44 protein-coding genes are annotated in these 24689 nt (G+C 68.5%); 41 read left to right on the plus strand and 3 right to left on the minus strand.

Annotated features, from left to right (window positions below):
- The first annotated feature begins 59 nt into the window (after positions 1-59).
- The 5 genes from DN771_RS05500 to DN771_RS05520 are packed head-to-tail and all read left to right on the plus strand — an operon-like array spanning position 60 to position 2568.
- Positions 60-410 (plus strand): hypothetical protein, encoded by a 351-nt coding sequence (locus DN771_RS05500; RefSeq protein WP_116996343.1) that lies wholly within the window; start codon positions 60-62, stop codon positions 408-410.
- 36 nt (positions 411-446) lie between these two features.
- A complete protein-coding gene (locus DN771_RS05505) occupies positions 447-914 on the plus strand; it encodes a hypothetical protein (protein WP_116996344.1) in 468 nt (155 codons plus the stop codon).
- On the plus strand, positions 911-1558 hold the full coding sequence (locus DN771_RS05510) for a hypothetical protein (protein ID WP_116996345.1): 648 nt from the start codon (positions 911-913) through the stop codon (positions 1556-1558). The genes DN771_RS05505 and DN771_RS05510 overlap by 4 nt, the downstream gene beginning before the upstream one ends.
- 51 nt (positions 1559-1609) lie before the next feature.
- On the plus strand, positions 1610-1855 hold the full coding sequence (locus tag DN771_RS05515) for a hypothetical protein (RefSeq protein ID WP_162941580.1): 246 nt from the start codon (positions 1610-1612) through the stop codon (positions 1853-1855).
- Positions 1852-2568 (plus strand): TRM11 family methyltransferase, encoded by a 717-nt coding sequence (locus DN771_RS05520; RefSeq protein ID WP_116996347.1) that lies wholly within the window; start codon positions 1852-1854, stop codon positions 2566-2568. Before DN771_RS05515 ends, DN771_RS05520 begins: the two co-directional genes overlap by 4 nt.
- Here the strand turns inward: DN771_RS05520 and DN771_RS05525 are convergent.
- Complete coding sequence (locus DN771_RS05525) at positions 2543-3028, minus strand: hypothetical protein (RefSeq protein WP_162941581.1); 486 nt, start codon at positions 3026-3028, stop codon at positions 2543-2545. The two genes, DN771_RS05520 and DN771_RS05525, sit on opposite strands and share 26 nt — an antisense overlap.
- A gap of 88 nt (positions 3029-3116) precedes the next feature.
- On the opposite strand from DN771_RS05525, the gene DN771_RS05530 reads away from it, so the two are divergent.
- The 8 genes from DN771_RS05530 to DN771_RS05565 all read left to right on the plus strand — a co-directional run bounded on the left by DN771_RS05530 (position 3117) and on the right by DN771_RS05565 (position 7412).
- Positions 3117-3422 carry a hypothetical protein gene (locus DN771_RS05530; protein WP_162941582.1) on the plus strand — a complete coding sequence of 102 codons (306 nt, stop codon included), beginning with the start codon at positions 3117-3119 and terminating at the stop codon, positions 3420-3422.
- The gene (locus tag DN771_RS05535) at positions 3419-4078 is read left to right on the plus strand and encodes a J domain-containing protein (RefSeq protein ID WP_116996350.1); all 660 of its coding nucleotides are present in this window, start codon (positions 3419-3421) and stop codon (positions 4076-4078) included. Before DN771_RS05530 ends, DN771_RS05535 begins: the two co-directional genes overlap by 4 nt.
- Positions 4079-4136: 58 nt before the next feature.
- The gene (locus tag DN771_RS05540; RefSeq protein WP_116996351.1) at positions 4137-5381 is read left to right on the plus strand and encodes an AAA family ATPase; all 1245 of its coding nucleotides are present in this window, start codon (positions 4137-4139) and stop codon (positions 5379-5381) included.
- A 14-nt stretch (positions 5382-5395) separates the two neighbouring features.
- Positions 5396-5689 (plus strand): hypothetical protein, encoded by a 294-nt coding sequence (locus DN771_RS05545; RefSeq protein WP_162941583.1) that lies wholly within the window; start codon positions 5396-5398, stop codon positions 5687-5689.
- 38 nt (positions 5690-5727) lie between these two features.
- Positions 5728-5862, plus strand: a complete 135-nt coding sequence (locus tag DN771_RS30660) for a hypothetical protein (protein WP_276113514.1) — start codon at positions 5728-5730, stop codon at positions 5860-5862.
- Positions 5863-6181: 319 nt separating this feature from the next.
- The gene (locus DN771_RS05555) at positions 6182-6370 is read left to right on the plus strand and encodes a hypothetical protein (RefSeq protein WP_116996354.1); all 189 of its coding nucleotides are present in this window, start codon (positions 6182-6184) and stop codon (positions 6368-6370) included.
- Positions 6367-6882 carry a hypothetical protein gene (locus tag DN771_RS05560; protein WP_116996355.1) on the plus strand — a complete coding sequence of 172 codons (516 nt, stop codon included), beginning with the start codon at positions 6367-6369 and terminating at the stop codon, positions 6880-6882. Before DN771_RS05555 ends, DN771_RS05560 begins: the two co-directional genes overlap by 4 nt.
- The gene (locus tag DN771_RS05565) at positions 6879-7412 is read left to right on the plus strand and encodes a DUF1643 domain-containing protein (RefSeq protein WP_116996356.1); all 534 of its coding nucleotides are present in this window, start codon (positions 6879-6881) and stop codon (positions 7410-7412) included. Before DN771_RS05560 ends, DN771_RS05565 begins: the two co-directional genes overlap by 4 nt.
- A gap of 6 nt (positions 7413-7418) precedes the next feature.
- Here DN771_RS05565 and DN771_RS05570 read toward each other — a convergent pair whose 3' ends face one another.
- A complete protein-coding gene (locus DN771_RS05570) occupies positions 7419-7853 on the minus strand; it encodes a hypothetical protein (RefSeq protein WP_116996357.1) in 435 nt (144 codons plus the stop codon).
- Positions 7853-8176 carry a hypothetical protein gene (locus DN771_RS05575; protein ID WP_116996358.1) on the minus strand — a complete coding sequence of 108 codons (324 nt, stop codon included), beginning with the start codon at positions 8174-8176 and terminating at the stop codon, positions 7853-7855. The genes DN771_RS05570 and DN771_RS05575 overlap by 1 nt, the downstream gene beginning before the upstream one ends.
- Positions 8177-8310: 134 nt before the next feature.
- Here DN771_RS05575 and DN771_RS05580 point away from each other — a divergent pair, with 134 nt between their 5' ends.
- The 28 genes from DN771_RS05580 to DN771_RS05705 all read left to right on the plus strand — a co-directional run bounded on the left by DN771_RS05580 (position 8311) and on the right by DN771_RS05705 (position 24654).
- Positions 8311-8553 (plus strand): hypothetical protein, encoded by a 243-nt coding sequence (locus tag DN771_RS05580; protein ID WP_116996359.1) that lies wholly within the window; start codon positions 8311-8313, stop codon positions 8551-8553.
- Between the two features lie 167 nt (positions 8554-8720).
- Positions 8721-9122: a hypothetical protein gene (locus DN771_RS05585; protein WP_116996360.1), complete on the plus strand. Its 402-nt coding sequence runs from the start codon at positions 8721-8723 to the stop codon at positions 9120-9122.
- The gene (locus DN771_RS05590; protein ID WP_116996361.1) at positions 9119-9364 is read left to right on the plus strand and encodes a hypothetical protein; all 246 of its coding nucleotides are present in this window, start codon (positions 9119-9121) and stop codon (positions 9362-9364) included. Before DN771_RS05585 ends, DN771_RS05590 begins: the two co-directional genes overlap by 4 nt.
- Positions 9361-9600, plus strand: a complete 240-nt coding sequence (locus DN771_RS05595) for a hypothetical protein (RefSeq protein ID WP_116996362.1) — start codon at positions 9361-9363, stop codon at positions 9598-9600. Before DN771_RS05590 ends, DN771_RS05595 begins: the two co-directional genes overlap by 4 nt.
- Before the next feature lie 162 nt (positions 9601-9762).
- Positions 9763-10173 carry a hypothetical protein gene (locus DN771_RS05600; RefSeq protein ID WP_116996363.1) on the plus strand — a complete coding sequence of 137 codons (411 nt, stop codon included), beginning with the start codon at positions 9763-9765 and terminating at the stop codon, positions 10171-10173.
- Positions 10174-10183: 10 nt separating this feature from the next.
- Positions 10184-10720, plus strand: coding sequence for a hypothetical protein (locus DN771_RS05605; RefSeq protein ID WP_116996364.1), 537 nt, complete (start codon positions 10184-10186; stop codon positions 10718-10720).
- Positions 10721-10771: 51 nt separating this feature from the next.
- Positions 10772-11032, plus strand: a complete 261-nt coding sequence (locus DN771_RS05610; protein WP_162941584.1) for a hypothetical protein — start codon at positions 10772-10774, stop codon at positions 11030-11032.
- 58 nt (positions 11033-11090) lie between these two features.
- On the plus strand, positions 11091-11567 hold the full coding sequence (locus DN771_RS05615; protein ID WP_116996366.1) for a BTB/POZ domain-containing protein: 477 nt from the start codon (positions 11091-11093) through the stop codon (positions 11565-11567).
- The gene (locus DN771_RS05620) at positions 11567-12028 is read left to right on the plus strand and encodes a hypothetical protein (RefSeq protein ID WP_116996367.1); all 462 of its coding nucleotides are present in this window, start codon (positions 11567-11569) and stop codon (positions 12026-12028) included. The genes DN771_RS05615 and DN771_RS05620 overlap by 1 nt, the downstream gene beginning before the upstream one ends.
- A gap of 44 nt (positions 12029-12072) precedes the next feature.
- Positions 12073-12477 (plus strand): hypothetical protein, encoded by a 405-nt coding sequence (locus DN771_RS05625; protein ID WP_116996368.1) that lies wholly within the window; start codon positions 12073-12075, stop codon positions 12475-12477.
- Complete coding sequence (locus DN771_RS05630; RefSeq protein WP_116996369.1) at positions 12477-12683, plus strand: hypothetical protein; 207 nt, start codon at positions 12477-12479, stop codon at positions 12681-12683. The genes DN771_RS05625 and DN771_RS05630 overlap by 1 nt, the downstream gene beginning before the upstream one ends.
- Before the next feature lie 60 nt (positions 12684-12743).
- Positions 12744-13934, plus strand: a complete 1191-nt coding sequence (locus tag DN771_RS05635; protein WP_116996370.1) for an RtcB family protein — start codon at positions 12744-12746, stop codon at positions 13932-13934.
- Positions 13934-14176, plus strand: a complete 243-nt coding sequence (locus DN771_RS05640) for a hypothetical protein (protein ID WP_116996371.1) — start codon at positions 13934-13936, stop codon at positions 14174-14176. The genes DN771_RS05635 and DN771_RS05640 overlap by 1 nt, the downstream gene beginning before the upstream one ends.
- A 65-nt stretch (positions 14177-14241) precedes the next feature.
- The gene (locus tag DN771_RS05645; protein ID WP_162941585.1) at positions 14242-14463 is read left to right on the plus strand and encodes a hypothetical protein; all 222 of its coding nucleotides are present in this window, start codon (positions 14242-14244) and stop codon (positions 14461-14463) included.
- The gene (locus tag DN771_RS05650) at positions 14456-14839 is read left to right on the plus strand and encodes a hypothetical protein (RefSeq protein WP_116996373.1); all 384 of its coding nucleotides are present in this window, start codon (positions 14456-14458) and stop codon (positions 14837-14839) included. The genes DN771_RS05645 and DN771_RS05650 overlap by 8 nt, the downstream gene beginning before the upstream one ends.
- Complete coding sequence (locus DN771_RS29290) at positions 14836-14985, plus strand: hypothetical protein (RefSeq protein WP_162941586.1); 150 nt, start codon at positions 14836-14838, stop codon at positions 14983-14985. Before DN771_RS05650 ends, DN771_RS29290 begins: the two co-directional genes overlap by 4 nt.
- On the plus strand, positions 14982-15449 hold the full coding sequence (locus tag DN771_RS05655; RefSeq protein ID WP_162941587.1) for a hypothetical protein: 468 nt from the start codon (positions 14982-14984) through the stop codon (positions 15447-15449). Before DN771_RS29290 ends, DN771_RS05655 begins: the two co-directional genes overlap by 4 nt.
- Positions 15446-15841, plus strand: coding sequence for a hypothetical protein (locus DN771_RS05660; protein WP_162941588.1), 396 nt, complete (start codon positions 15446-15448; stop codon positions 15839-15841). Before DN771_RS05655 ends, DN771_RS05660 begins: the two co-directional genes overlap by 4 nt.
- 21 nt (positions 15842-15862) lie before the next feature.
- The gene (locus DN771_RS05665; RefSeq protein ID WP_116996376.1) at positions 15863-16111 is read left to right on the plus strand and encodes a hypothetical protein; all 249 of its coding nucleotides are present in this window, start codon (positions 15863-15865) and stop codon (positions 16109-16111) included.
- A gap of 321 nt (positions 16112-16432) precedes the next feature.
- Positions 16433-17095 carry a hypothetical protein gene (locus tag DN771_RS29295; protein WP_162941589.1) on the plus strand — a complete coding sequence of 221 codons (663 nt, stop codon included), beginning with the start codon at positions 16433-16435 and terminating at the stop codon, positions 17093-17095.
- A complete protein-coding gene (locus DN771_RS29300; protein WP_162941590.1) occupies positions 17092-17436 on the plus strand; it encodes a DUF1360 domain-containing protein in 345 nt (114 codons plus the stop codon). The genes DN771_RS29295 and DN771_RS29300 overlap by 4 nt, the downstream gene beginning before the upstream one ends.
- 42 nt (positions 17437-17478) lie before the next feature.
- Complete coding sequence (locus DN771_RS05675; protein WP_116996378.1) at positions 17479-19512, plus strand: hypothetical protein; 2034 nt, start codon at positions 17479-17481, stop codon at positions 19510-19512.
- Positions 19512-20327, plus strand: coding sequence for a structural protein (locus tag DN771_RS05680; protein WP_116996379.1), 816 nt, complete (start codon positions 19512-19514; stop codon positions 20325-20327). The genes DN771_RS05675 and DN771_RS05680 overlap by 1 nt, the downstream gene beginning before the upstream one ends.
- Before the next feature lie 17 nt (positions 20328-20344).
- Complete coding sequence (locus DN771_RS05685; RefSeq protein ID WP_116996380.1) at positions 20345-22420, plus strand: 2'-5' RNA ligase family protein; 2076 nt, start codon at positions 20345-20347, stop codon at positions 22418-22420.
- 134 nt (positions 22421-22554) lie between these two features.
- Positions 22555-23571: an LPXTG cell wall anchor domain-containing protein gene (locus tag DN771_RS30665; RefSeq protein WP_116996381.1), complete on the plus strand. Its 1017-nt coding sequence runs from the start codon at positions 22555-22557 to the stop codon at positions 23569-23571.
- Between the two features lie 91 nt (positions 23572-23662).
- Positions 23663-23893 (plus strand): hypothetical protein, encoded by a 231-nt coding sequence (locus tag DN771_RS05695; protein ID WP_116996382.1) that lies wholly within the window; start codon positions 23663-23665, stop codon positions 23891-23893.
- Positions 23890-24165, plus strand: coding sequence for a hypothetical protein (locus DN771_RS05700; RefSeq protein ID WP_116996383.1), 276 nt, complete (start codon positions 23890-23892; stop codon positions 24163-24165). The genes DN771_RS05695 and DN771_RS05700 overlap by 4 nt, the downstream gene beginning before the upstream one ends.
- A gap of 117 nt (positions 24166-24282) precedes the next feature.
- The gene (locus tag DN771_RS05705) at positions 24283-24654 is read left to right on the plus strand and encodes a hypothetical protein (RefSeq protein ID WP_116996384.1); all 372 of its coding nucleotides are present in this window, start codon (positions 24283-24285) and stop codon (positions 24652-24654) included.
- The last annotated feature ends 35 nt before the right edge of the window (positions 24655-24689 follow it).

Below are 24689 nucleotides of genomic sequence, written 5' to 3' on the forward strand. Positions count from 1 at the left end.
GCGCGATGGGGCGGACGCCGGCTCAGCGCTGTGACACCCAATCCGTAGAGTCCTGGCCCATGAGCGACTCCACCGTCACCGTCCAATCGATCGGCAAGCGCTGGCACTCTGTGTCCGGACCGCTCCGCTCGGCGGACGAGATCGGACAACGGATTGTCGAAGCCGCTGTGGACGGCCAGCTGGTCACGATCTGGCTCGCCGACCACCCCTGCCAATTCCGCGACGGCTACCCGATTGCCGACGTCACCGCGGCATCTCGCACCCCAGGCGGCTTCCGCAGCTACCTTCGGGCCCGCTATGAGACCATCAGGGACTGGGAGGACGACGACCGGCTCGGCGTCATGCCGGCGTTCGACGACATCGCTGACGACGCAGCCGTAGACATCACTCTCACAGCCCCACTGACCTGAACTCGCGTGTCACCCCTCGGCCTCATTGTCGAGGGTATGACGCTTCGTGTGCAGGTCGACGTGAACGGCACGGTGTTGGCCGACGTCACGGTGGAGAACGTCGGCTACCCGACCGGTGAGCCAGCCGATCTGGACGGTGTGTGGGAGTACCACTGGGCGAACAGCATCAGCCACGCCGCGGGGGCGGTGACGCATCGTCGCAGTGACGGCGCACTCCGCCTGGCCGCGGCGGCGCTGCTCGAGCAGACCGTCACCCCCGATGTCGGCCGGGTGGGTGCGCAGATCGGGGTGCTGGCGATCACGGGGTCGAACCTGCCCGACGAAGCGGGCCAAACCGCGGCCGCCGGCCTAATGATGAACCAGCCGCGCGACGTCCTGATCTCGACGATCGCGTTCCTCACCGGTCTGTGCGCCGCACACATCGACGACAAGGCAGCACGTGAAGGCATCCCGGTCGACGAGGTGATGCACGAGCTCGGCCGTTACGCCGAGCAGATGACATGACCCGGATCCCGCATCGTTCGGTCGCCGAAGCGTTGGAACGTCTCGCCGGCCAGGTGATGATCGCCGATGACGGCCCGCACGTCGCGTTCGTCATCGGTGTGAACATCGGCGATCCGCCATCGCTGTGGGTGTGTGACCGGCAGGGTGATGTCGTCCCGTTCGACCATGTCCGCAACGCAACGGACCGTCCCGACCCGACCGCCCCGTCGACAGAGACCGGCCGTGCCGCCCCGTGGACACCAGGTGACCTTGCCGAAGCCTCCGCGCTGGTCCATGACCTGCTGATCGCCTGGCAACACACCAACGACCCCGAGCAGGCGCTCGATCAGGCCCGCCGCATGTACCGGCGGCGCCGCGACGCCGAGTTCGACCATCAGCTGGCCGTCGACTTGGAACGATCCCGCCTGCCGCACCAATGCTCACGCTGCGGACGCCGCTGGGCGACCGAGCTCGACCGTGACCGCCACGAGGCCGCCTGCCGCCAGCCGTGCCGCCACCAGCCCGCCTACCAGTGGATCGCCTACGGCCGCCAGCACGCCGTCCGCTGCGTCTGCGGCCACGTCATCCACGCTCCGACCGCTACTGACGCGGGCCGGGCGATGCTCGCCCACGCTCACGCCTGCCGCCTGGACGACCCGGTTTGATCGGCGCGATCCCGGGGGGCCGAGTCATGGCGGTCAGGCATGATGATGTGCGTGCCTGACGAGACGTATGGACCTGGCGACCGGGCGGCGATCGCCCTGCTGACCGAAGGGTTGGCGGGCGGACGCCTGGAGGTGTCAGCACAGCTGCTCGACGAGCTCGACCCGGCCGACATGAGAGACGCTGTCGTGTTCCTGGCCGGGTTGGCGTTGGCATGGATGCCGTGGATGGCAGCCCTCGAAGAGATCCCGGTCGACGACTATCTGGCCGGCCTGGCGTTGCAGGTGGCCGCGCGATGACCGTCTACGCCATTGCGAAGGCGAACACGAACGCCGAACTGGTGGAGCAATGCGCCGAGCTCGGCTATCTGCGCCGCGAGTTCCGGGTGTTGGAGCCGACGTGGCGGAACGGCCGGTTCTGGTCCCGTTGGCAGCCGGACGAGTTGTACGGCTCGGATCTGGTGACCGAGTGTTCGCCGGTCGGCCGCAGCATCGATGCGCGGCGGTTGCCGTGGCGTGACGGCTGGTTCGACGCCGTCGTCGTGGATGGCCCGTACAAGCTGAACGGCACGTCGACCGGCGAAGGACCGTCCGCGTCCGATGTGGACTACGGCGTGGACCGGTACAACTCGGTCGCGGGCCGCCACGGTCTGTTGGCCGACATGATGACCGAAGCGCACCGGGTGCTCGCCCCCGCCGCCCGGGTGCGGGTTGATCGTGGCCGTCACGAGTGGGTGGGCGGCATCCTGCTGTTCAAGTGCCAAGACCAGGTGTGCAACCAGCAGATCTGGTGGCAGACCGACATCTTCACCCGACACGCCGAGACGCTCGGGCTGGTGAAGGTCGACTCGTTGATGCTCGAGGGCTACAGGGAGCAGCCGCCACGGACCCGGAAGCACGGTGACTGCCACGGCAGCGGCTGTCTGATGTGTGAGGACGGCAGGGTGCCGTCACGTCAGGAGCACGCCGCCCGCAACTACTCGACGCTCATGGTGCTGCAGAAGTTGTCGTGACCGGGAGTTCGAGCGCCATGACCGGCTCCAGATAGCCCTCTTCGTTGTAACGGAAGCCAACCGGTTCCGTTGGGTCGCTGTTCGCACAGACGAGGCGAAAGTCGAGGAACCCAGCGAAGAGTGGGGGGTCGGCGCCGAGAAGCTCCGCAAGGGACTGGTACGGCTCCGGAAGACTGAACACGGCCGAACCGCCGGCAGGGACCGACGCCGGGTCGCCGAACCGACGACGCGCGCCAGCCTCGTCGGGCCCTTCCACCAGGCAGCCGCGAGCATCCTCGTCGCCGACATTGAACACGACCAAGGTGCGCCCATCGGTTTCGTCGCGTGCGATGAGTTCGGGTTCTGGTTCGGCAGCGCGGGCGTCCATGAACTGAATGACATTCAAGACGATCGACGCCAAGGCGACGCCCGCGAGGACGACCTGCATCAAAGTGTTCGTCCATTCCCGCCCCTCGCTCACCGCCCGGAGACTACGAGGCCACGCAGGCGCTCTGCGCAGTGCGTGCCGTCCAACCGTCCTGTCACCCCGACGTCGTACCGTCGTAGACATGTCCGATAGTCATGATGATGCTTTTGGCGTCATGGTCTCGAACCCCAGCAACGACAGCCTGCTGATCGACCTGCCCGGCGCCATCCCGACCCAGGTCGACGCTCTGTCGGTCATTGCCATCCGGCTCGAGGTCGACAACCCGCAAGGCCCGATGGTCGGCGTGTGGACCCGGCACGGCGCCCTGTTCGTCCTCACCCCGGGCGACTCGACGACGGTCGAGCTGCTGTACGACGAGACCCGAGCGACGATCGACTGGGCCCGCAAGCTGTACGCCGCATCTGATCACGGCCGGGCCGGCCGGTGAAGCTCATCTACCGGCCGCTCGACGGCGGCTGGACCGACCCCGTCGACCCGTCGCCGCAACGCTCCCGCTTCGAAGCATCGTGGTCGAAGACCGTCGACCTGCTCGACCGCGAAGTCTGGTACCTGCAGGCCGGCAGCGCCGAGCCTCTCGTCATCGTCCAGCTGGACGTCCCCGACCGAGGCGTCCGCCTCGACGGCGGCCTGCGCGCCGACGTCCGCGTCGGCTACCACGGCGCCGTCGTCTCGTTCGAATCGAAGTACGGGCCGCTCCGCTACGCCTGCGACCGCTTCGACTCCCCCGGCGGCGGCCAAGCCTGGAAGCACAACGTCCGCGCGATCGCGCTCGCCCTCGAAGCACTCCGCACCGTCGACCGGTACGGCGTCACTCGCCGAGGCGAGCAGTACACCGGCTTCGCGCAGCTGGGGTCGGGTCCGTCGACGTCACCGTCGACCGACATGTCCGTCGACGAGGCCGCCCTGTTTGTCGCCCGTGTCGCTGACCTGCCGACGCCGTTCACGCTCTCGCACGTCCTGCGTGACCTCGCCCACCTGTACCGGCGCGCGGCCCGCAAGCTGCACCCCGACGTCGGCGGCGACGAGAACGACTTCAAACGCCTGCAGATCGCCTACGGCGTCCTGTGCGCTGCCCGCGGCTGACCGCCGTTTCGCCGCTCCGCTGCGGCCGCCTCTCCCCCGCCGAACCCTGGAGACCCCGTTGAGCCATCCGTCCGCCGTCACCTCGTCCAGCCAGACCGCCCTGCCCGTGATCGGGAAGGTGTCCGCCGCAATCTCGACCGCTCGTGCCGTCCAGGAGCTCGTCAAGGACGTCCATCGCCGCTGGCAGTCCCGTTCCGAGTACGTCTCGTCGATCGACTCGACCGACGACGCCTACCACCTCGTGCTCACCGCGGTGTTGGATCGGCTCCCGACCGTCGGTCAGCGTGCTGTGGAGATGGTGACCGGCCGTGGTGGCGCCGTGGCCGACCACCCGTCGAGCAGCGGCAGCGATCGCACGGTCCGCTGGGTGTATGACGGCGCCCGCCAGTCGGTCCTCTCGATCGGCGGGCACCGTATCGAGGTGGCGTTGACGGACGCGGAGACGCAGCAGCGCGGCGAGGGCTACACGCTGCGGCGCCGCCAGGTCCGGTTCACGTCGTCGTCGATCGCCGCCCGTGACGCCCTGCACGACTGGCTGACGTCGATCGTCGCGACGGCCCGGGCGCAGCGGCCGGCGTTGCGGATGGCCGGACGTTGGGGTGGCTGGGAGCACCGGGGTGACGTGCCGCAACGCGACCTCGACACCGTCATCTTGGACGGCGACCAGAAGGAGCAGCTGATCGGCGACCTCGACCGGTTCCTCGCCTCGGAGGCCGACTACGCCCGGCTCGGTGTCCCGTTCCACCGCGGCTACCTGCTGTACGGGCCGCCTGGGACCGGCAAGACGTCGATGGTGAAGGCGATTGCCGCGCACTTCGCGTTGCCGCTGTTCTATCTGCCGTTGTCCGACATGAGCAGCGACGTGAACCTGCTCGACCTGGTCGCCGGTGTCCCGCCCCGCTCGATGCTGTTGCTCGAGGACATCGACGTCGCCGCAACGGCTACCGAAGGCACCGATGGCGACGGCAAGCGGGCGTCGCTGGCCGGTCTACTCAACGCGTTGGACGGCGTGTTCACGCCTCATGGCCTGATCACGGTGATGACGACGAACCACCGTGAGAAGCTCGACGAGCGGGCGTTGCGGGCGGGCCGAGTCGACATGGAACTGCGGCTCGGGTTGACGTCGATCGACCAGGCGCACGGTCTCTGGCATCTGGCGTTCCCGGCTGTTCCGCCGCCGCGGGAGGTCGGTGAGCTCGTCGGCCTGCCGCCGGCCGAGGTGGTGGAGGCGTTGCGCCGCAGCCTCGACCACCCCGACGCCGCGGCGCACGCGCTGCGTGCCCTGGTCGGAGATTCGGCATGACCGAGGATCGGGTGTTGCGCCGCGACGACGGCTCGATGGTCGACCTGACCCCGACTCAACTCGTCGCGACCCGCATCGACCTGGACGCCGAGCGCGCCGTCGTCGGGATGGCCGATGGCCGCTGGCTGTTCTCCCACGTCTGCGATCGCGGCGACCGTGGCATTCTGCGCGCCGCGCCAGCGCTGCAGGTGGCGGGCGGCGGGCACCGGATTGTGCACGTCGTCCCGTTGACGATCACGCCGTCGATCCTCTGCGACGACTGCGGGACGCACGGCTTCGTCACACGGGCTGAGTGGGTGCCGGCGTGATGGAGGGGTGCGGCAACTGCCGGTTCGCTCAGCCGACCGTGCATGACGACGGCGACGTCGCCCTGGTGTGCCGCCGGTATCCGCCGACCGTGTTCGCGCTCGACGGCGAACCAGCCGCCGGTCAGCCCGATGTCGAGTCGTCCGGCTGGTGCGGCGAATGGGCCCAGTCGTGAGACGCCGGTGCACGGGGTTGACGGCGATGTGGTGCCCGGTCCACGGCCACTGCCTCTGCCCGCAGGACGGCGACCAAGGCCTCGGGCCGGGCGACGACGACCGCTGTCCGCTGCACTCCCCCCGCTCGCGTCACCCGCGCCCCACAGTCGTGACGGTCCGAAGATGAGCGCGGTTTTCCCGCAGGAGGGCCCGCCGAGTACTGGCTCTGCTTGTCCGCAACACGCAGGGTCAGCGGGCCCTGCTGTCCCGCCGGAACATGCAGCGCAATGGCTCGAAGCTGACTCTACCGCCTCGTCGAAGTACCACCGTCGGCACCCGGTGACCGACGTCGAGTTCGACTACGACCACGTCTGCCAGACCTGCCGGTTCTGGCAGCCAGGTCGCCGCCTCGGCGACCCGTGCGCTCACAACCGGTCATTCCAGACCCCGCCCGGCCAGGTGCGTGAGTCGTTCCTGGCGTGCCAGCTGTGGCAGCCCGCCACCGTCCAGAAAGGAGAGACGCCATGAGCGATCTCAGCAACGAAGCAACCCCGACCGACCCGATCTTCGAGCACGCCGCCGTCGAGCAGCTGGAGTCGATCGAGCATGTCTCCCCCGACGTCTTGCCTCCGTCCACGGTGGAGATACCGGCCAACCCGACCGTCAAGGGGCTCGTCGCCTACGTCGCCGACCTCGAGGCCCGCATCAACGTCACCTTGGGTGCGCTCGCCCAATCCCGCCTGCAGCACGGGATGCTGTACGTCCCGGCAGGTGACGGGACTGACGAGGCCGACGACGGGCTGGAGGTCGTGGAGATGCCCGCCGACGAGTTCGACGCCCTCATCGAACGGCTCGACGCCCTCGAGGAATCGGTCCGCAAGCTCAGTGACGCGACCCCGCTCGCCGGCGTCACGGTCGACGAGTCCGGCAAGCTGTTCGTCGTCACCCCCGACCAGGAGTCACACGGCCCGTACGCCACCATCGGCGACGCCCACCGCGAGGCCGCTCGGCTGGGCGGCCAGGTGAGGCGGATCGCGTGAACGAGCCCGGCGACTACCGGTACCTGCTGACGCGGGACTGGCTGACCGGTGACGGCACGGTGCTGTACGTCATGCTGAACCCGAGCACGGCGGACACGGCGAACGACGACCCGACGATCCGACGCTGCAAGACGTTCGCGCAGGTGCACGGCTTCGCGCGTCTGGAGGTGGTGAACCTGTTCGCCGCCCGAGCGACGAAACCCGAGCGGCTGCTGTCCCTGGATGATCCGGTCGGGCCGGCCAACGAGCGGTATGTCGCCGACGCGATGCAACGCGCCGATCTCGTCGTGTTCGCGTGGGGTGCGTGGCTGGCGACCCTGACCGCCAAGAAGCGCCTGCGGCTCGCGCCGACCGATGTCGAGGCGATCGCCGCACAGCTGGACGTCACGCCGCACTGTTTGGGGTTGACGTCGTCTGGTCTGCCCAGGCATCCGTTGTATGTGCCGGGCGATCAGCGGTTCGTCCCGTTCCGGCAGCCAGCGTTCCTGCCGGCCGACGAGCCGCTGGATTTGGGTGTCGAGGTCGGCTGACGCGCGCTATGGCAGGGTGCAGGTGCCGGTCGCCGGTGCTTCGATCGTGCAGCTACCGGTCGGGTCATCGGCCGCCGGCGATGGCCCCGTCAGTGCGAGGACTCCGAACACGGCGAGGCTGACGAGCCCGAGGGCGAAGGCCCCCATCTGAATGCCTGCCTTGCCTGTGACCGAACCCGAATAAATGTCGAGTGCCTCATCAGCTTTGCCGACGACTCCGGTGAGCGATAGATACGCAGCCACACCGGCCAGGATCGCTAGCGCAAGTAGTAGCCACGAGATCCATAGGAAGAGTTCGTCGAATGGGAACGTGTCGCCGGCGATGTCCTTGCGGAAGGCGATGGTGAACGACAGGATCGTCGTCGACAGGGTGAGAACCTGCTTGCAGGAGTCAGAGGCGAAGGTGAACGCCAGCTTCTCCCGATCGGTCGGCGCGGTCATCAGCAGAACGGCCAGAGCGGGCAGATCTTGCCGAACGCGATGCTGAGAACGTCGTCGCCCAACGGGCGCGTCGCTCGCGTCAGTCCTATTTCGGCGATGACCCGTTCCAGCCGATCGATGCTCGCCGCCGCCACCGTTTCAGCCAGTTCGAGTTCCTCGTCACGTGACTTCGGACGCGTCTGGTCGCGGCCGATTGCGTGCTTCACCGAAGGAGCGGAGGCGATTCTCTCGTACAGCTGATCTCGAGCGTCGTCTGTCAGGTCCTCAAACATGCCCGACTCTTCAAGAGCTCGGATCACGACCCCTTGCTGTTCTCTGTCCACCCCTGGACCTCCTTGTTTCCGGGATCGGCGAACACTACTCGACCCGGGAGATGCCGTTGCCCGGCCGGTATCCCTCCTGGCACTACTCGCCGCAAACATTGACTACCGTAGCCGTCTCTGCTACAGTATTAAGGGTGATCAACCCCACCAACCACTCGGAGGACTACCAGCACGGCATCGACATCGGCCTCAAGACGCCAGCGCACCTGCTCGACATCACGTTGCAGCGACGCAGCTTCGACGTCGCCACATTGACCGACACGATCGCCAGCCAGGAAGGCGCCGGGGTCGAAAGCCACGTGCTCGACACCTACCGCCGGAAGCTGGCACAGAAACGAGGCATCGTCGACGCCATCAACCAGCGCCTCACCGCCTGATCGCCCCTGATCGCCGGCGAGGGAAGCGCCGACGTCGAAAGGAACCCACCAGCCGTCCGGGCGGTCCCGCCGCCGCCCGGACGGCCAACCATCCGCCGCGAGGACGCGGCCTTGATAATGTCCGAGACACATGCCGGGAAGGGAAGCCCGGCACCGAAAGGAACCCGATGTCCACCGTCAGCCTCGATCAGCCCGAACTCGACCTGTACTCGTCGGTCCGAGTCGACGACCCCGCGACCTCTGAGGAAGCCGCCCACTTCGCCGCGCCCCGGGCCGGCACCCACCGCCTCCTGGCCCTGCAAGCCCTCGCCGACGCCGGCGAAGGCGGCCTCACCGACTTCGAACTCGAAGCCGCCACGCGCGTCAAGCAGACGTCGATCGGCAAGCGCCGCAAGGAGCTCGCCGACATGGGCTACGTCGTCCCGCGGCTCGACGAGCACGGCAAGCAACGTCGCCGCCCCGCCCCGTCGGGGACGCCGGCCGGCGTGTACATGATCACCCCGGGTGGCCGCAACGCGCTCGCCCACGCGCTCGACTCCGGCTCGCTCGACAAGGCGAAGGCGTCATGACTCTCGACCCCGCTCTCGACTCCGCACGCCGTCGCATCGACTGCCCGCTGGATCGGATCGTTGCCGAGCTCGACGAGATGATCGACCTGTACGGAGAGCACGAAGCGTGCCGGGCCTGGCGCGAGGCCAGCGCCGAGCGCGCTGCGTCGTGCGAGCTCGCCCACTCGTTCGCCACGGCCGGTGACGCTCCCGACCCCGACCCGACCAGAGTGCACGGGTTTCCGAGGCCGGTGCTGTCGTGACGCTGGCTGTCTGGCTCCGCCAGTGCACCGGCGACCCGGAGCCGTCGACGATCCCGATCGAGTCTCTCAAGCCGGGCACCGAGCTCGTAGTCCACGGGCTGTTCGACCGTCTGACCACGATTCGGTACCGGCGTCACGGCCGTTGCGCCGACGGGGGCCGGTGGGTGGCCGGCACCAACCGTTGGGGCCTCGTCACCGTCGTGCGAGCGAACGCCGTCGTGTCGGTGCGGCGATGATCGCCGTCCGGCTGCTGCTCGCCTGGAGCACGCTCTCGGTGATCGTGTTCGCCGGCGGTGGCATCTGGCACCGCCTGGGCCGCAGTCCCGTCGAATACTCGCCACGCATCGTAATGTGTAAGCCGTGTACGTTGCGTCGCCAGCCACGACAGGGTCGCGGTGATGTTCGCCGACGCCGGAGTGACCATTGCCATCATCAGTTCGATCACCGGCGTTCTGGTCGCCCTGTGCTCGGCGGCTGGGGTCGTGTACCAAGCGAAGCGGTCGTCCGACGCGAAGGAACGTGAAGCCGACGCCACACGCGCCGCCGCGGCCGCGCAGGAGAAGGCGTCCAACGTCGAAGTCGCCCAAGGCGTGCTCCGAGAGACGATCGAGTTCCAGAAACGTGAGCTCGCCGAGACCCGCGCCGAGCACGCCCGCGAGATCGAAGCGCTACGGGCTGAGCTTCGCCAGGTGCGCAGCGCCCAGGACGAATGCAATAGGAACCACCGCGCGTGCATGGCACGCAACGAGACGCTGGAACGCGAGAAGCGAGACCTCGAACGGGAACTCGTGACGCTTCGTGGAAGGTAGGAGGCCAGTGATGGACAAGGACCGGGAAGCTCGAGTCGACCAGGCGTACCGAGTGCTGGACGAGGCCGCCGAGGATCGGCTGATCACCGGCGAGATCCCGATCGTCGTGGTGAAGCACCCGTGGTGGGTGACGTTGAAAGGCCCGATGTACCTGCTCGGCCTCGCGATGGTGCTGTTCGCTGTGTCGATCACGACTCTCGCGTTCGCGACGCTGTCACGGACCGACGCGCAACGCGAGCAGGAAGCGATCGACGAATGCAACCGGCTCTGGTCGCAGCGGATCACGGAGGCGTCGTTCGGAAGTCGGCGCGCGTCGGCTGAATCGGACGTCGCCTTCAACGATGCTCTGCTGGTCGTGCTCGAGTCGGGCGATCTCGACGCCGTCGACACCACTGGGTTGGTCGAGTCGAACTCGAACACCGAGCAGGCGTTGGAGCGGGACGAGGCGACGATCCGGGATCGTGATGCGTGGGTGGCTGCGGGTCAGCCGATGCCGTGTCCGGTGGAGGCACCAGATCGTGACGCCGAGCCGGAGCAGGCAGGCTAAATCTCGCCGCACACCTTGACTACTGTAGCCCTTCAGACTACAGTAGGTGTTGTGAACAACACCTATCGAGCCACCGTCTACCCGGCACCGCCAGAGTTGCGCGACCGACCGGGTATGACGCTCGCCCGCATCTTCGACAACGCCGCCGACGCCCTCGACTGGGTGTGCTCGAAGATCAGCCACGCCCGCGAGCGAGGCGACATCGAGGAACTCGCCGACAACGGCGACATCGACCACAACGGCGTCTGGATCAGCTGCTACCGCAGCCGTGGAGGAAGCATCAAGATCGACGGCTACTCCCAGGTCGCCTGAACCAACCACCAACCACCGCTGCCGGAAGGGAAGCCGACAGCACACCGAAAGGAACCCGATGACCACCAGCCTCTACTGGCACGCGCCCGGCACCCGGGCGTTCATCCGCACCGCCCATTTCCCGTCGAGCACCTACGTCGGCGCCAGCCAGGCGTTCGCGTCGCTGTACCGGGAGATCGAACTCGACGACACCGACATCATCGCCGTCTTGGCCGGCGGCACGTTCGTCCGCACCGACACCGACCCGTATGGCAACCGGATGGGCGACACGTACGTCTTCGAAGCACGGTTCTCACCGAACTGCCAGCACCTGTTCGAACGCGGCCCCGTCCGCAAAGACCCGGTGCCCGAAGGCACCCCAGCGCCCGCGTTGGTGTGGGCGTCCTATTGGCAGCCGTGGCGCTGGAAGCCGTTCACGCTCGACTGGACCTACCAGCAGGTTCGAGACGCGGGTGCGGTCCCGTTCGGCGCGATGGACTACCACTGGCCGCTCGACGCCGAACAGCCCGTCTTCCCGGCGAAGGCAGTGCGGTGATGGGCGCGCTCATCGGATTCCTGCGTGCCGCCGACATCGGCGACTGCACCAACGGCGGCACGTCAGGCCGGCACGTCCGCTGTGTCGTCGTCAACGTGCCCGGCCCGTTCGACCCGTCGCCGGATTCGCCGGCAATGATGCTCGTCCCCGGCGCCTACGGTGCCCCGATCCTCGTCGACGCCGTCCGCGACGGCAACGGCGGATGGAAGCCCGCTGAATCCGGGCCGGACGGCAAGACGATCGGCCCGATGGCCGGCGGCAATTACGCCGCGACGCACGGCTCGTGGCGCGACATCGTCGCCGACATGACCGCCACCGCGATGTTCGACCGGAACTACGGCCGCGGCCCCGACCTCGACCTCGAGGGCCTGCGCCGCCTCGCCCGCGACTGCGCACCGCACGCCGTCGCCGTCCACGACCGATGGGAAACCCCAGCCCAGTACGACCAGCTGTCCCGATGAAAGCCTCCCAGGGCCGTGTCGCCGCCATCGCTACAGTTATCCGCATGGCGAAGGCAGACCCCGTCGGAGCGATCGAAATCGCCCACCGACTCGACGTCACCCCGAAGACCGTGCAGACCTGGCGGTTCCGACGCGCCCTGCCGCCGGCCGACTACCAGGTGAACGGGGCCGACGCCTGGGACTGGATGACGATCCTGCGTTGGGCCGGCCAGACCGGCCGTCTCCGCACCGAAGCCATGGCCGCCGCGTACAAGGCGAAGTTCCGCAAGGACCCGGCCCCGCCGAACGAAGGCGGCGCCGGCACGTGGAAGACACCGGCGAAACAAGTCGCCGCGCAACGCGCCGCCCGCCGAACCGCGACGAAGCCACCGTCGACGAAGTCCGTCAAGAAGAAGCCCGCCCGCAAGACCGCCGCCAAGAAGGCGGCAGCCGCCGGGAAGCCGAACTGATGGGCTCCGACCGCTTCGACTGGGAGACCTACGTCATCGGCGAGGTGATCGACCCCGAGCTCGAGGAACGCCTCGACAGCATCGCGCTCAAACGTGCCGAGTTCGACCTCGCCCTCGAGCGATTCGACGCCGTCGCCGGGAGCGCCGCTGACGCTCTGAACGAGTTCGCCGCCGCCTGGAACGACTGGGGCCCCGTCGTCAACTAGCCGCTCTCCGCACATCACGTCGGGGAGGGAAGCCCCGACACCATCTGAAAGGAATCCGAAATGCCAATCCAGCTGAACCCCCGTCTCCTGTCGTGGGCGCCCGACCTCGAAGACTCCGCCCGCGACCAGGCTGTCAACACGTCGAAGCTGCCGTTCCTCGCGGGCCACGTCGCGTTGATGCCCGACGCCCACTGGGGGATGGGTGCCACCGTCGGCTCCGTCATCCCGACCGAGGGTGCGATCGTGCCGGCTGCGGTCGGTGTCGACATCGGCTGCGGCATGATCGCCGCGCGCACCGACCTCACCTCGCACGATCTGCCCGACGATCTCGATCGGCTGCACGCCATGATCGGCGAAGGGATCCCGCACGGTGCCGGCCAGCAGCACGACGACGGTCGCTCCATCCCGCCGACCAACGGCGCGTCGGTCGCTCTCACGCATCGCCTGTTCGACAAGGCGCAGCATCAGATGGGCACGCTCGGTGGCGGCAACCACTTCGTCGAGGTGTGCTTGGACGAGCTCGACCGGGTGTGGATCGTCCTGCACTCCGGTAGCCGCGGCGTCGGCAAAGAACTCGCCGAGGTCCACATCGACAAGGCGAAGGGCCTGATGAAGTCGTACTTCATCGACCTGCCCGACCCCGACCTCGCCTACCTGGCCGAAGGGACGCCGGAGTTCGCCGACTACATCGGCGACATGCTGTGGGCCCAGCGGTACGCGATGCGGAACCGCGAGCAGATGCTGATGGCCGCGCACGAAGCATTCGACGACTTCCTCGGCCGTGGCGTCGTGATCGAGGACGTCATCAACTGCCACCACAACTTCACCGAACGCGAGCACCACCGCGGCCGGAACGTGTGGCTGACCCGCAAGGGAGCGATCCGGGCCCGGACGGGTGACCGTGGTGTGATCCCCGGCTCGATGGGCGCGGCTTCGTACATCGTGTCCGGTCTCGGCAACCCGGCCAGCTACGACTCGTGCTCTCACGGCGCCGGGCGTCGCATGTCGCGGGCGAAGGCGTTCGCGACGTTCACGGCCGACTCGTTGATCGAAGCGATGGCCGGCAAGGCGTGGAACGGCGCCGGCGAGGCCGCGGACCTGGTCGACGAGCATCCCGGCTCGTACAAGGACATCGACGAGGTGATGGCGAACCAGGCCGACCTCGTCACCGTCGAGCACACGCTGCACCAGATCCTGAACTTGAAGGGCAAGGACGACCGCAACCGGCGTCGCCGCAAGGGTCGCCGCTGATGTGCGCAACGATCGCCCTGCCGGATGGCCGGTGGCTGCACTCCCCCAGGGAGCTCGCAGCCGCCGGCCTACCCCTCTCCGACGCCGCTCTCGTCGAGCTCGCCGACGAGCTCGACGGGATGCCCGTCGAGCCGCTGGACGTGTGCCTATGCCTCGTTGACGTCCCAGCCCTGCTCGGAGGGCACGGCGTCGGCTGGTCCGACGACGACGGCCTCTACATGGTTCGGCAGGTGCCGTTGTGATCTGCAGCTGCAAGGGTCTCGAACTCTCTGACGGGACGATTGCCACGATCCGCCGCAAGGACTGCGTGATTCACGGGCTCGGCCTGCTCGCCGTGCCCGGCGTGAGTAGCGCTCTCGCCGACGTGGCCCGAAAGGTCGGCGAGTCGGTGGGTGCGTCGATCGGCGCCGCGCTGGCCGCAGCCGGGCTCGCGGTCGTCGAGCCGTACCGGCAAGCGATCGCCGAAGCACACAAGGCCGAAGAGGCCGCCGTCCGCGCGGCCGTACTGGAAGGAGCCAAACATGAGTGACGTCCCCGCGGGCTGCTGGCCTGTCGAGTTCCCGATCGTTGCCCGGATCGGCACCCCGACGGTCGACAACCGGCTGGTGACCGTTCCGCCGATCGTCGACGTGCCTGTTCCGATCCTGCACGGGACCGAGCAGGTCGGTGTCATCACCGCGGTGGCGGCCATGCCCGACGGGCTCGCCGCGATTCGCTGGTTCACGACCCCGGCCTGGGACGGCCTCGTCCCGTGTCTCGATGCCGAGGGCGGTGAATGGGTGATCGTCGGAGACATGCACGAGTTGCGCGGCGACTGGCGGCTCGCCGCGGTCACGATGTGTCCTGTAGCAGAGGCGCCGTGGCCCGACCTCGACGTGATCGTCGGCGACCAGGTGCCAGCGTGAGCGATCAAGGCGAGCCGACCAAGGTGACCATCGTCATCCACGCACCGCCCCAGCCGAACCTGGATCCGTGCGCACGGGGGGCCCACGCCTGGGCGTGGCTCACCGCCGGCGGCCAGCAGTGCGCGGCGTGCGGAGCCAGGCGATGATCGTCGAGACCACGCTCGTCAACGGTCACGGGTTGTTCAACGTCCGGCCGATCGCCCCCGACGGCATCGAACTTCCTGCAGCGTTGTACTCGACGGCCGCGCTGCAGCTGGGCCACATGCGGGAGCGTGACTGCACGCCGTGGCGGTTCGAGATCCGCTTCTCGCTGGCGATGGTCCGCTGGCTCGGCCCGGCCGGGCTGGCCGCGCTCGCGCGGATCGACGCGTTCGACGACGTCCCGGTGATCCGACCGGAAGAGCCGTTCGCTCCGTGGGTCGAGCCGGCCTCGATCAACGACTGGTTCGAAGCTGTGGCACTCCGCCTCGTCGCCTCCACGGTCCCGGTCCCCGAGTCGCACCACGCCCGCAACCTGGAGGTGATCGGGCATGAGCTCGGCATCCACGCCGTCGCCTGGGAGCATGTCATCACCCGCCGTCACCTCGAAACGTCAGGATGGACCCGATGACCTACGAGATGTTTGAAGCGGCCGAGGCATTCCGGTTCCCCGACGTCGAAGCCCAGCAACGCGTCGTCGACGAACTGCGCGCCAGCCTGGCTGCCGCTGTCGGCGACGTCGCCGGCAAGCTGATGCTCGAGCTCGGCGTCCGAGCCCGAGCCGCCCACGTAGCGGCGGCCCATCTCGTCCCGCACGCCGTTGCGCGCGACCGCATGGACGCCTGCCGTGTCGCCATCAGCTTCGTGGCCGTCGACGATCGAGAGCTCGCCGAACGGTATCTGCAGTGGTGTTCGTCGGGCCGGCTCGACGCCACCCGGCCAGCAAGAATGTTGATCGACCGGTCGAAGCTGCCACCGCATCTGCGCGCCCGCCTCGACAGCCACCCGTCCGCCGACGGCTGATCAGGGAGTACCGTCGCCGATATGGCGAAGGTGCATTGGCGGCCCGAGGCCGCCGACGATTTGGACGGCGCGACGGTGTTCGTCCACGCCGGCTTCCCGGACGTGCGCATCCAGCCTGGTGAGCACACGGACGCTGCCGGTGGAGTGTGGCCGCACGGCGTGCAGGTGACGGTCCGCGATGACGAGCACGGCTGGCTGCCGGTAGACAGCGGCTCGTTCTTCTGGGTCCACGAGGCCGAGGCGTGGGCGGAGAGAGAACTGGCACCCTGACCGCATAGGGTTTGAGGGGCCGGCGGGGCTGGTTTGCCCACACCACGGCCCCGCCGGCACTGTGACCAGGGCGATCATCGATTCTGTCGCCACGATCCAGAGGCCGAAAACACTGGTCCAGTGGCTGGTCTAGCCTTTCGTCGCCGGCGGGGAGTACGCCACAACGTCACCCTGCCGGCACCATCTCGATGAGCGCGTAATCTAGGCGGCAACAGCTGTCGGCCATTCCACCACCGGGCTGACGGCGGCCAGCCGGCAGGGCCGAGGACCAACGGCCCTGCCGGCGCTCGCGATGTCACCCCAGCGGCGCACGATCGACCGATGAGCGACACCCGCTACGGTCAACCCCCTGTCGACGTCGGCCCCGTCGCAGTCGAGTTCGTCGAGCTCATGCACTGGATGTATTTACCGGTGAAGATGGCCGGCACATACGGGTTCAGGTATCCCGACAACGTCCGGTTCCTCGAGCCCCTCGTCGACGCCGCCACCCACGATTTCTTCGGCTGCTACGACGATGGCGGGTTGCGAGCGGTGCGCGACCATTACGTCTACCTGACCTGCCGGCGCGGTTGGGCGACACCGGACAACCCGATCAACCGACCGGGCTGGCACACCGACGGGTTCGGCACCGACGACATCAACTACGTGTGGTGCGACCGGTGGGGCACCCGCTGGGCCGTCCACGACTTCGACGACATCTCCGGCGACCACATCGAGTCGATGCACCAGTTCGAGACCCAGGCCCGAACAACCGGCGCCGCCGAACCCGGCCGCCTGTACCGCCTCGACCAGTACGTCGTCCACGCAACGCCGATCATTCCCGACGACGGCGGCTGGCGGTCGTTCGTGAAGGTGTCGTTCTCGACGGCCCGCTACGATCTGGCCGGCAACAGCCACAACCACCTGTTCGACTACGACTGGACGATGCGGGACCGCGACGACGTCCGCAACGACCCGTGGACGGCGGGGAAGGACCACTCGTGAAGCTGCGAGACCTCGTCACCGTCGGGTTCGCCGCGCACCGAGCCGCCCGCGCCGTCGCCACCGATTCGATCACGAAGCCGTTGCGTGACCGGCTGGAGGTGTGGTCGATCGACATCGAAGCGTCCGACGCCCAGGTGGCGCGCCGCGAGAAGCTGGTGCAGCTTGTGCGATGCCAGTACTGCTGCGGGTTCTGGCTGGCGCTCGTCACGTTCGCCGCGCTGGTCGCCGCACGCCGCAAGGGCTGGTGGCTGCTCGAGCGGTGCATCGACGGTTGGGCCGGCGCCGGCGTGCAGTCGACGATCACGTCGTTCCGCCAGATGATCGACGACCACACCGATTGAATACCTCTGGAACATGATGATGCGCGCCTAGTCTGTGAGGCTATGGCCCCGGCGAGCACGAAGGCAGCGAAGCAACGCCGCCTGTTCAACCGCAAGCCCGAACGCCACGGCTCGTTCGCCATGACCCAGCCGAACCGGGCCCACGCCACGTCATCGACCGCGGCGACCCGCCAAGTCAAAGACGGCGTCAAGCCGCGCAACACGCTCGACGGCTGGCAGCCCGAGGCGTACATGTACTCCGACGAGATCGGAGAGGTCGGCTACGTCAACAACCTCAAGGCGAACTCGGCCGCCGACTGCGAACTCGTCCTGCAGGAGTACGACGCCGACGCCGACGACTGGAAGGACTCAGAGGACGTCCGAGCCGCCCGGGTGATGAAGGCGTTCGTGTCGCCGCACGGCGGCCAGTCCGAACTGATCCGCCGCGCGTTCCTGCACCTCGACATCGCCGGCGAGACGATGCTCGTCGGGTCGCCGACCAAGGAACTTGGCATCTCGACGGGAATCTGGTGGGAGTTCCTGTCGTCCGAAGAGCTCGTCATCACGCGGGGCAACGCGAAGCCGCGCCGCAAGCGTGACGGCATCAGCCAGGGCGAAGACCTCGACCAGGACGCCTACATCGCCCGCCTCTACCGCAGCCATCCTCGGTTCTCCGATCTGGCAGATTCGCCGATGCGCCGCGTGCTCGGCATCTGCTCGGAGGTGCTGACGCTCACGCAGATGGTCTCGGCAATCGCCCGAAGCCGGCTCGCCGCGGGCATCTTGTACGTGCCCGAAGAGTTGTCGTTCGCCGTCGACGACGAGTCCGACGAGGTGCTCGACGCCGACGACGAGGGCTACGACGAGAACTCGATCGAACCGTTCCTCAAGGACCTCGAAGAGCACCTCAAGGCGCCAGTCGAGGACCGCACCTCCGTCGCATCGCTGGTGCCGCTGATCCTCCGCGGTCCCGCCGAGATGAAGGACAAGGTCGGTCTCATCGAGATCGCCCGCAACCTCGACACGTGGGCCCAGGAGCTTCGCAAGGAAGCCCTCAGCCGGTTGGCGACCGGCATGGACATCGACCCGGCCTACCTCGAAGGCAAGTCGCAGGTGAACCACTGGGGGACGTGGAACATCGACAACGAGTTCGTGATGAAGCACGTCGCCCCCACCGGGTCGCTCGTCGCCGACTTCGTGACCGTCGCCTACCTGCGACCCATGCTCGAGACGTTCGAAGCGATGTCGGAGGACGACGCGCTGCGGTTCCGTGTCGTGTTCGACACGTCGAAGATCATGGCCCGCTCCGACGAGGCCGCGAACGCCCGCCTGCTGCACACCGAGTTGCAGTTGTCCGACTCGTCACTGCGATCGTCGAACGGTTTCGACGAGTCCGACGCACCCGACCCCGACGAGCTCAAGCGGCGGATGGCGTGGCGTCTGCTCGAGAAGGCGCCCGTCCAGCTGGGCCCGGCGCTCGGCCCGCTCGTCGGTCTCGACGACGTCGACTGGTCGAAGGTGACCCCGCAGCAGATCATCGGCAACCCGTCGAACCCGACCCGACCGGACCTCGACGGGCCCGACGACGTGTCCGGGATGCAGCCCCCCGAGCAGCAGTCGCAGGAAGAGGCCGAACGGATCCCCGGCATGTCGATGCTGATCGAACGAGTCGCCACCGCCGCGGACGCCGCGGTGGACCGGGCGATCGACACGGCGGCGTCACGGGTCGTGTCGAAGGCCCGCAAGAACCTGTCGATCAAGGACCGCATCGCGACGGTCGACAAGGGCCGCGTCCTCACCGTCGTCGCCCCCGCTGATCTCGGCGAGCTCGGCTTGAATGCCGGACAGCTGCTCGCCGGCGCCTGGGACACGGTCGGGTTGAAGGTGCGCGGCTGGGTCCGCTCGTACCTCGAGCAGCGCGGCCGCGACGGACTGGCGGCCGACGACATCGCTGCGTTGGCGTCGTCGAACCTGTGCTCCGCCCTCGATCGGCTCGTCAGCGACCGGCTGCACACGCAGCTGTCGCCGAACGGCAACGGGCTGCGCGTGCCGCACCGTCTCGTGATCGACGCGTTGGCTCACGCCGGAGTGGGGTGATGGTCGACCTCGGCGTCGAGGCGCCGTCGTCGCTGAACGTCACCGAGATGACCGACTGGCTCGACACGGTGGCTGCCAAGCTGGCCGCCGCGGTGTCCGATGTGATGGGCGACATGGTCAACGAGGCGTTCAACGCGGCCGCGGCGTCGCCGGTAGCGACCGCTGCGTCGGTGTCGGCGGTGTCGTCGAGTTGGTCGACCTACGTCACGTCGAATCTGGCTCCGACGCTCGCCGTGCTGTTCTCGCAGGCCGGCCAGATCGGCTTCGGTCGCATCGACACGCCACTCGTCGACGTGTGGGGCATCGAGTTGGGCCGCCTGGGGCTCGTGCACGCCGACCAGCGCGCCGTACTGCTGAACAGGATCGGCAGGGACATGTCGGCCCTGGTGCGTGCACAGACCGCCGGCTACGGCAGCCTCGACCTGGGCGTCGAAGTCCCGGGCGGAGCGGTCGAGGCGATTCACCGGTTCGCCCGCACCCGCGGCGAGTCGGTCGGCTGGATGGAGGCGTACACGGCGGGCAGCCGCGGTGTGATCACCGGCCAACGAGTCATGGGCCCGGCCGGCGCGGTCGAGAAGGAATGGATCGCCGTCATGGACTCTCGGACCCGTCCGACGCATTCGATGGCGGACTCACAGACCGTGCTGATCGGCGAACAGTTCCAGGTCGGTGTCTCAATGATGGACGGCCCCCACGACCCGTCGGCCCCCTCGAACGAGGTGATGGGGTGCCGCTGCCAGCTGCGCTACCTGTACCCCGGCGACCGGCGAAGAGACGGCACAACCGTCGCACGTCCCACGCATCATGATGTGTAGCGGCCATACTGGTAGTCATGCCGATCGTCGCGCTCCTACCGTCGGATCCCGACGCGCTGGCCGTCGACGGCGGCGATCCAGCTGACCAGCTGCACGTCACGATCGCCTACCTCGGCGACACCGACGACGGCGTCGAAGTCGACTACCAGCTGCTCGGTGACGTCGTCGACGACGTCGCCGCCAGTTACGGGCAGATCAGTGCCGAGGTGTCCGGTGTCGGCACGCTCGGCGACCAGGGCGCGGTCGTCGCGTTCCTGCAGTCCGAGACGCTCGAACGGTTCCACGACGACATCGGCTCGGCGATCGACGCCGCCGGCATCGCCATGCCCGACCAGTTCCCGTCGTTCATCGCCCACCTGACGCTCGGCTACCCCGACGACCCGGCCCCGTTCATCGCCTCGGTCCTGTCGCTCGCCGGCACCGACATCACTTTCGACCGTGTCGGCCTGATCGAAGGCGCCGCCCCCGTCGTCGAGCACGAGCTCGCCGCCCAGCCCGCCCAAGCACCCGCAGCAGCCGCTGCATCGATCCGGGAGGAAGCCATGACCACCACGATGACCGTTGCCGCGCCCGCCGGCACGTCGTTCCGCCTGATCCGCTCGACGGCGCTCGCCGCCACCCCCGCGGACACGGCTCCGCCCGTCGAGGCCGACACCGAGCCCGAGGTTGAGGTGGAGGTGGCCGCTCTCGCCGCCGAGACGGCCGCGTGGGAAGGCGTCCTCGTCGTCGAAGGCCCCATGTCCGGTGACCGCCGGCGGATCGAGCCCGGCGCGTTGACGTGGCGTGATCTGCCGTTGCCGCTGATGGTGCTGTTCGAAGCCACCCATGGACCCGACACCGTGGCGAAGGGCTCCGAGCTTGCCGGCCGCATCGACTGGATTGAACGGCGCGACAACGGCGAGGTGTGGGGCGGCGGCATCCTCGACCTGGCCTCCGAGGCCGGCAGCCGCCTGTACGACCTGATGGACAAGGAGATGCTGCGCGGCGTCTCCGTCGACCTGGACTCGACGCAGGCCAGCCTGGTCGGCGACGACGGCGAACCGCTCGACGAGCTCGCCGCCATGATGGGTCAGGGCACGATGAACCTCACGTCGGGCCGGATCATGGGCGCCACCGCGTGCGTGTTCCCGGCGTTCCAGGAGGCCGTCATCTGGCTCCGGTCGCTCGGCGACGACGGCCTGTTCGACGACGACGTGCTCGCCGAAGGCCTCGTCGCCGCCGCGGGCCCGGCGTTCGAAGGTGCGTCGGCCCGGGTGTTCACGCCGTGGCCGCACCACGCCGCGCTCGTCGCCTCGGCCGCGGGCCCGGTCGCTCCCCCGCTGGCCTGGTTCCAGCTGCCCGACAGCCCGGCCCCGGACGGCATCCGCGTGTCTCGCGAAGGTCAGGTGTACGGGTTCGCCACCGACTGGGACTCGTTCCACATCGGTGTCGGCCGGCGTGCTCCCCGCTCGAAGTCCGGCTACCGGTACTTCTGCAACAAGCAGACGTTGACCGCCGAGGGCACGCTGGTTGCCACCGGCCCGCTGATCATGGACACGGTGCATCCGTCGCTCAAGATGAACGCGTCGGACGCCCAGGCGTTCTACGCCCACACCGGCTGCGCGGTCGCCGACGTCGCTGTGTACGAGACGGCGTTCGGCATCTACGTCGCGGGCGCGGTCCGGCCGGACGCCACCCCGGAACAGGTTCGGGCACTGCGCGGGTCGGACATCTCGCCGGACTGGCGGCCGATCGGCGGCGGCCTCGAGTGCGTCGGCCTCGTCGCGGTCAACGTGTCCGGGTTCGTGCTGCCGATGGTCGCGTCCGCGGCCGGCGATGACTGGGCGAAGCCTGGCGTCCCGGCGATGCATCTCGACGTCGACACGGGCGAAGTGCTCGCCCTCGTCGCCGCGGGGATGGTGCGGAACACGACGGTCGGACAGCTGCAGCGCGAGCTCGCCGATCTGCGTGCCGAGTTCGCGTCGTTCGTCGCTCAGGCCGGCCCGGTGGTGAACCGTCTGGCTGCGGAGCGTCGTGCGGCACTGGCGGCACGGCTCGGTCCGGGCCCGCGCCGGCAGCGCCGCGATGCGCTCGCCGCGCGCTTCGACGGGTGACGTCACCCCGGGTCTTTACCGTCGAAATACTTCCCGACACACCTTGCCAACTGTCGCCCAATAGACTACAGTAGTAGAGGTCAACCAACACCACCCCCGGGAAGGGAAGCCCGGGGGCATCGAAAGGAACCAACGTGAGACTCCGTCGAACACTCGCGGCCGCGGCCATCGCGACCGCCATCCCGCTCGCCGTCACCGCCGGCGTAGCGTCCGCCCACACGAACGACTCGAGCGTCGACTGCTCAGGCCTGTCCGTCACCGGCTCCGCCTACTGGGAGTCGCCGATCCTGCTGTCGGCCACCGTGAACGGTGAGACGACCGAGTGGGCGGTGTCCGGTCCGAACTTCAACGCTCGGTTCCCGTTCAACTACGCCGGCGACAACACCTGGTCGTACTCGATCGACCCGCCCGGCAACGCACACGACGTGTCGCGTTCGGGTGTGACCGAGGGGTGTGGTGGCCCCGTCTTGACGACGACCACAGCGGTCCCGCCCGTCACCGACCCGCCCGAGACAGATCCGCCCGAGACAGATCCTCCCGCCACCGACCCGCCAGCCCCGGTCTACGAGTTCGACCTCGACGTCGACTGCGACGACTGGTCGATCACCGCGATCACCGACGTCGTCTTCTTCATCGACGGCGGCCAGTACTACATGCCGGCCGGTACGACCGGCTACGGGTCGCAGCTGCCCGGCGACGAGACCGCGATCACGATCAACGGTGTCACCTACAGCCTCGTTGCCGACGACTGCACGCCGCCCACCGACCCGCCGGCCACCGACCCGCCGCCGACCGACCCGCCGGCCACCGATCCCCCGGCGACCGATCCCCCGGCGACCAACCCTCCCGAGACCGATCCTCCCGCGACGGACCCCGAGCCGACGGACCCGATCGACACGACCGAACCGCCCGCGGGACCGCCCACGACGGCAACCTCCGGCGCCGGGCCGAACACGACCGCACCCAGCGAGCCGCTCCCCGCACCGACACCGACCGACCCGGGCAACACGCCGCCCGCAGATCCGGCGCCCGCGGGCGAACTGCCCGCCACCGGTACCGGCACCGTCGTGCTCGTCGGCATCGCGGGCATCGCCCTGATCGCCGGCGCACTCGCGATCGGCCTGACCCGCCTGCGCCGCCAGCCCTCCTAGCCACGCCCGCCCTGCCCGTGAACGGGCGGTCCGTGCGCCACTCAGCAGCACGGACCGCCCGTCTCGCGTCCGCCCACGAAAGGAGATCGTCGTGGACGCCTTCATCACGTCGAGCGCCCGCAAGCACGGCCTCTCCGACGACGACATCTGGAACTGCTACCGCAACTTCCACCTCGAGCGCTGGGATGACGACGACGAGCTCTGCTGGCGCTACGGCACCGACCTCGCCGGCAACGACCTTGAGATAGCGTTTCTGACGAGATCCGATGACGTCGACGTCATCGTTCACGCCCTGCGGGTGGCGCACCCGCCGACACCATGAAGCGATACACGCAAGCCGAGATCGACGAGATGGCCGAGAGCGGCGAGCTCGACGCGATGGTCGCACGGTCGAAGGCCCGCATCGAGGCGGGCGACCCAGCGATCCTGACGATCGACGGGCCAGCCCTCGTCGCCCTCGCCCGAGTGGCCCGCCACCCGGATGCGACCGACGAGCAGATCGACGATGCCGTCGCGGCGGCACGCAAGGCCGGGCACACCTGGACGGAGATCGAACCCGTCCTGCACGCCGCTCGGGGCCGCGTGACGGCCTGACCAGGCGCTTTTCTCGCCGCACCCCTTGACAACTGTAGCCGTCTAGACTACGGTTAGAGGGGTCAACAACTCCACCCCACCGGAAGGGAAGCCGGCGGGAGAGAAAGGAACCCAACGATGGACACGACGCTCGCCTTCGACATCACCAAGCCGTACACGCTCGGACGGCAACTGGTCGACGAGCACGGGATCGACCCCTCGATCGTCGAGATCGTCATGGAAGGGTTCAAGGCCCGCCAGCGCATCGAAGAGCAGCTGACGCACAAGGCCGACGAGCTCCAAGCGATCGCCAGCCGCATCAGGCTCGCCATCGCCAACAACCTGCACGCCAACGTGTTCGCCCAGCCCGGCAGGGACGCCGTCGACATCGAAGCGTTGCTCGCCCGTCGCGCTGACGCCATCGAGCACCTGCAGCAGCTGCTCGGGATGCTGCGCACCATCAACCAGCCGGTCGCCGACGCCCTCCACAGCGCCGCGTTCGGCAGCTGACCAACCATCCACCAACCACAGCCCCCGGGGAGGGA

The organism is Desertimonas flava, from assembly GCF_003426815.1.
In the GTDB taxonomy this organism is placed as follows: domain Bacteria; phylum Actinomycetota; class Acidimicrobiia; order Acidimicrobiales; family Ilumatobacteraceae; genus Desertimonas; species Desertimonas flava.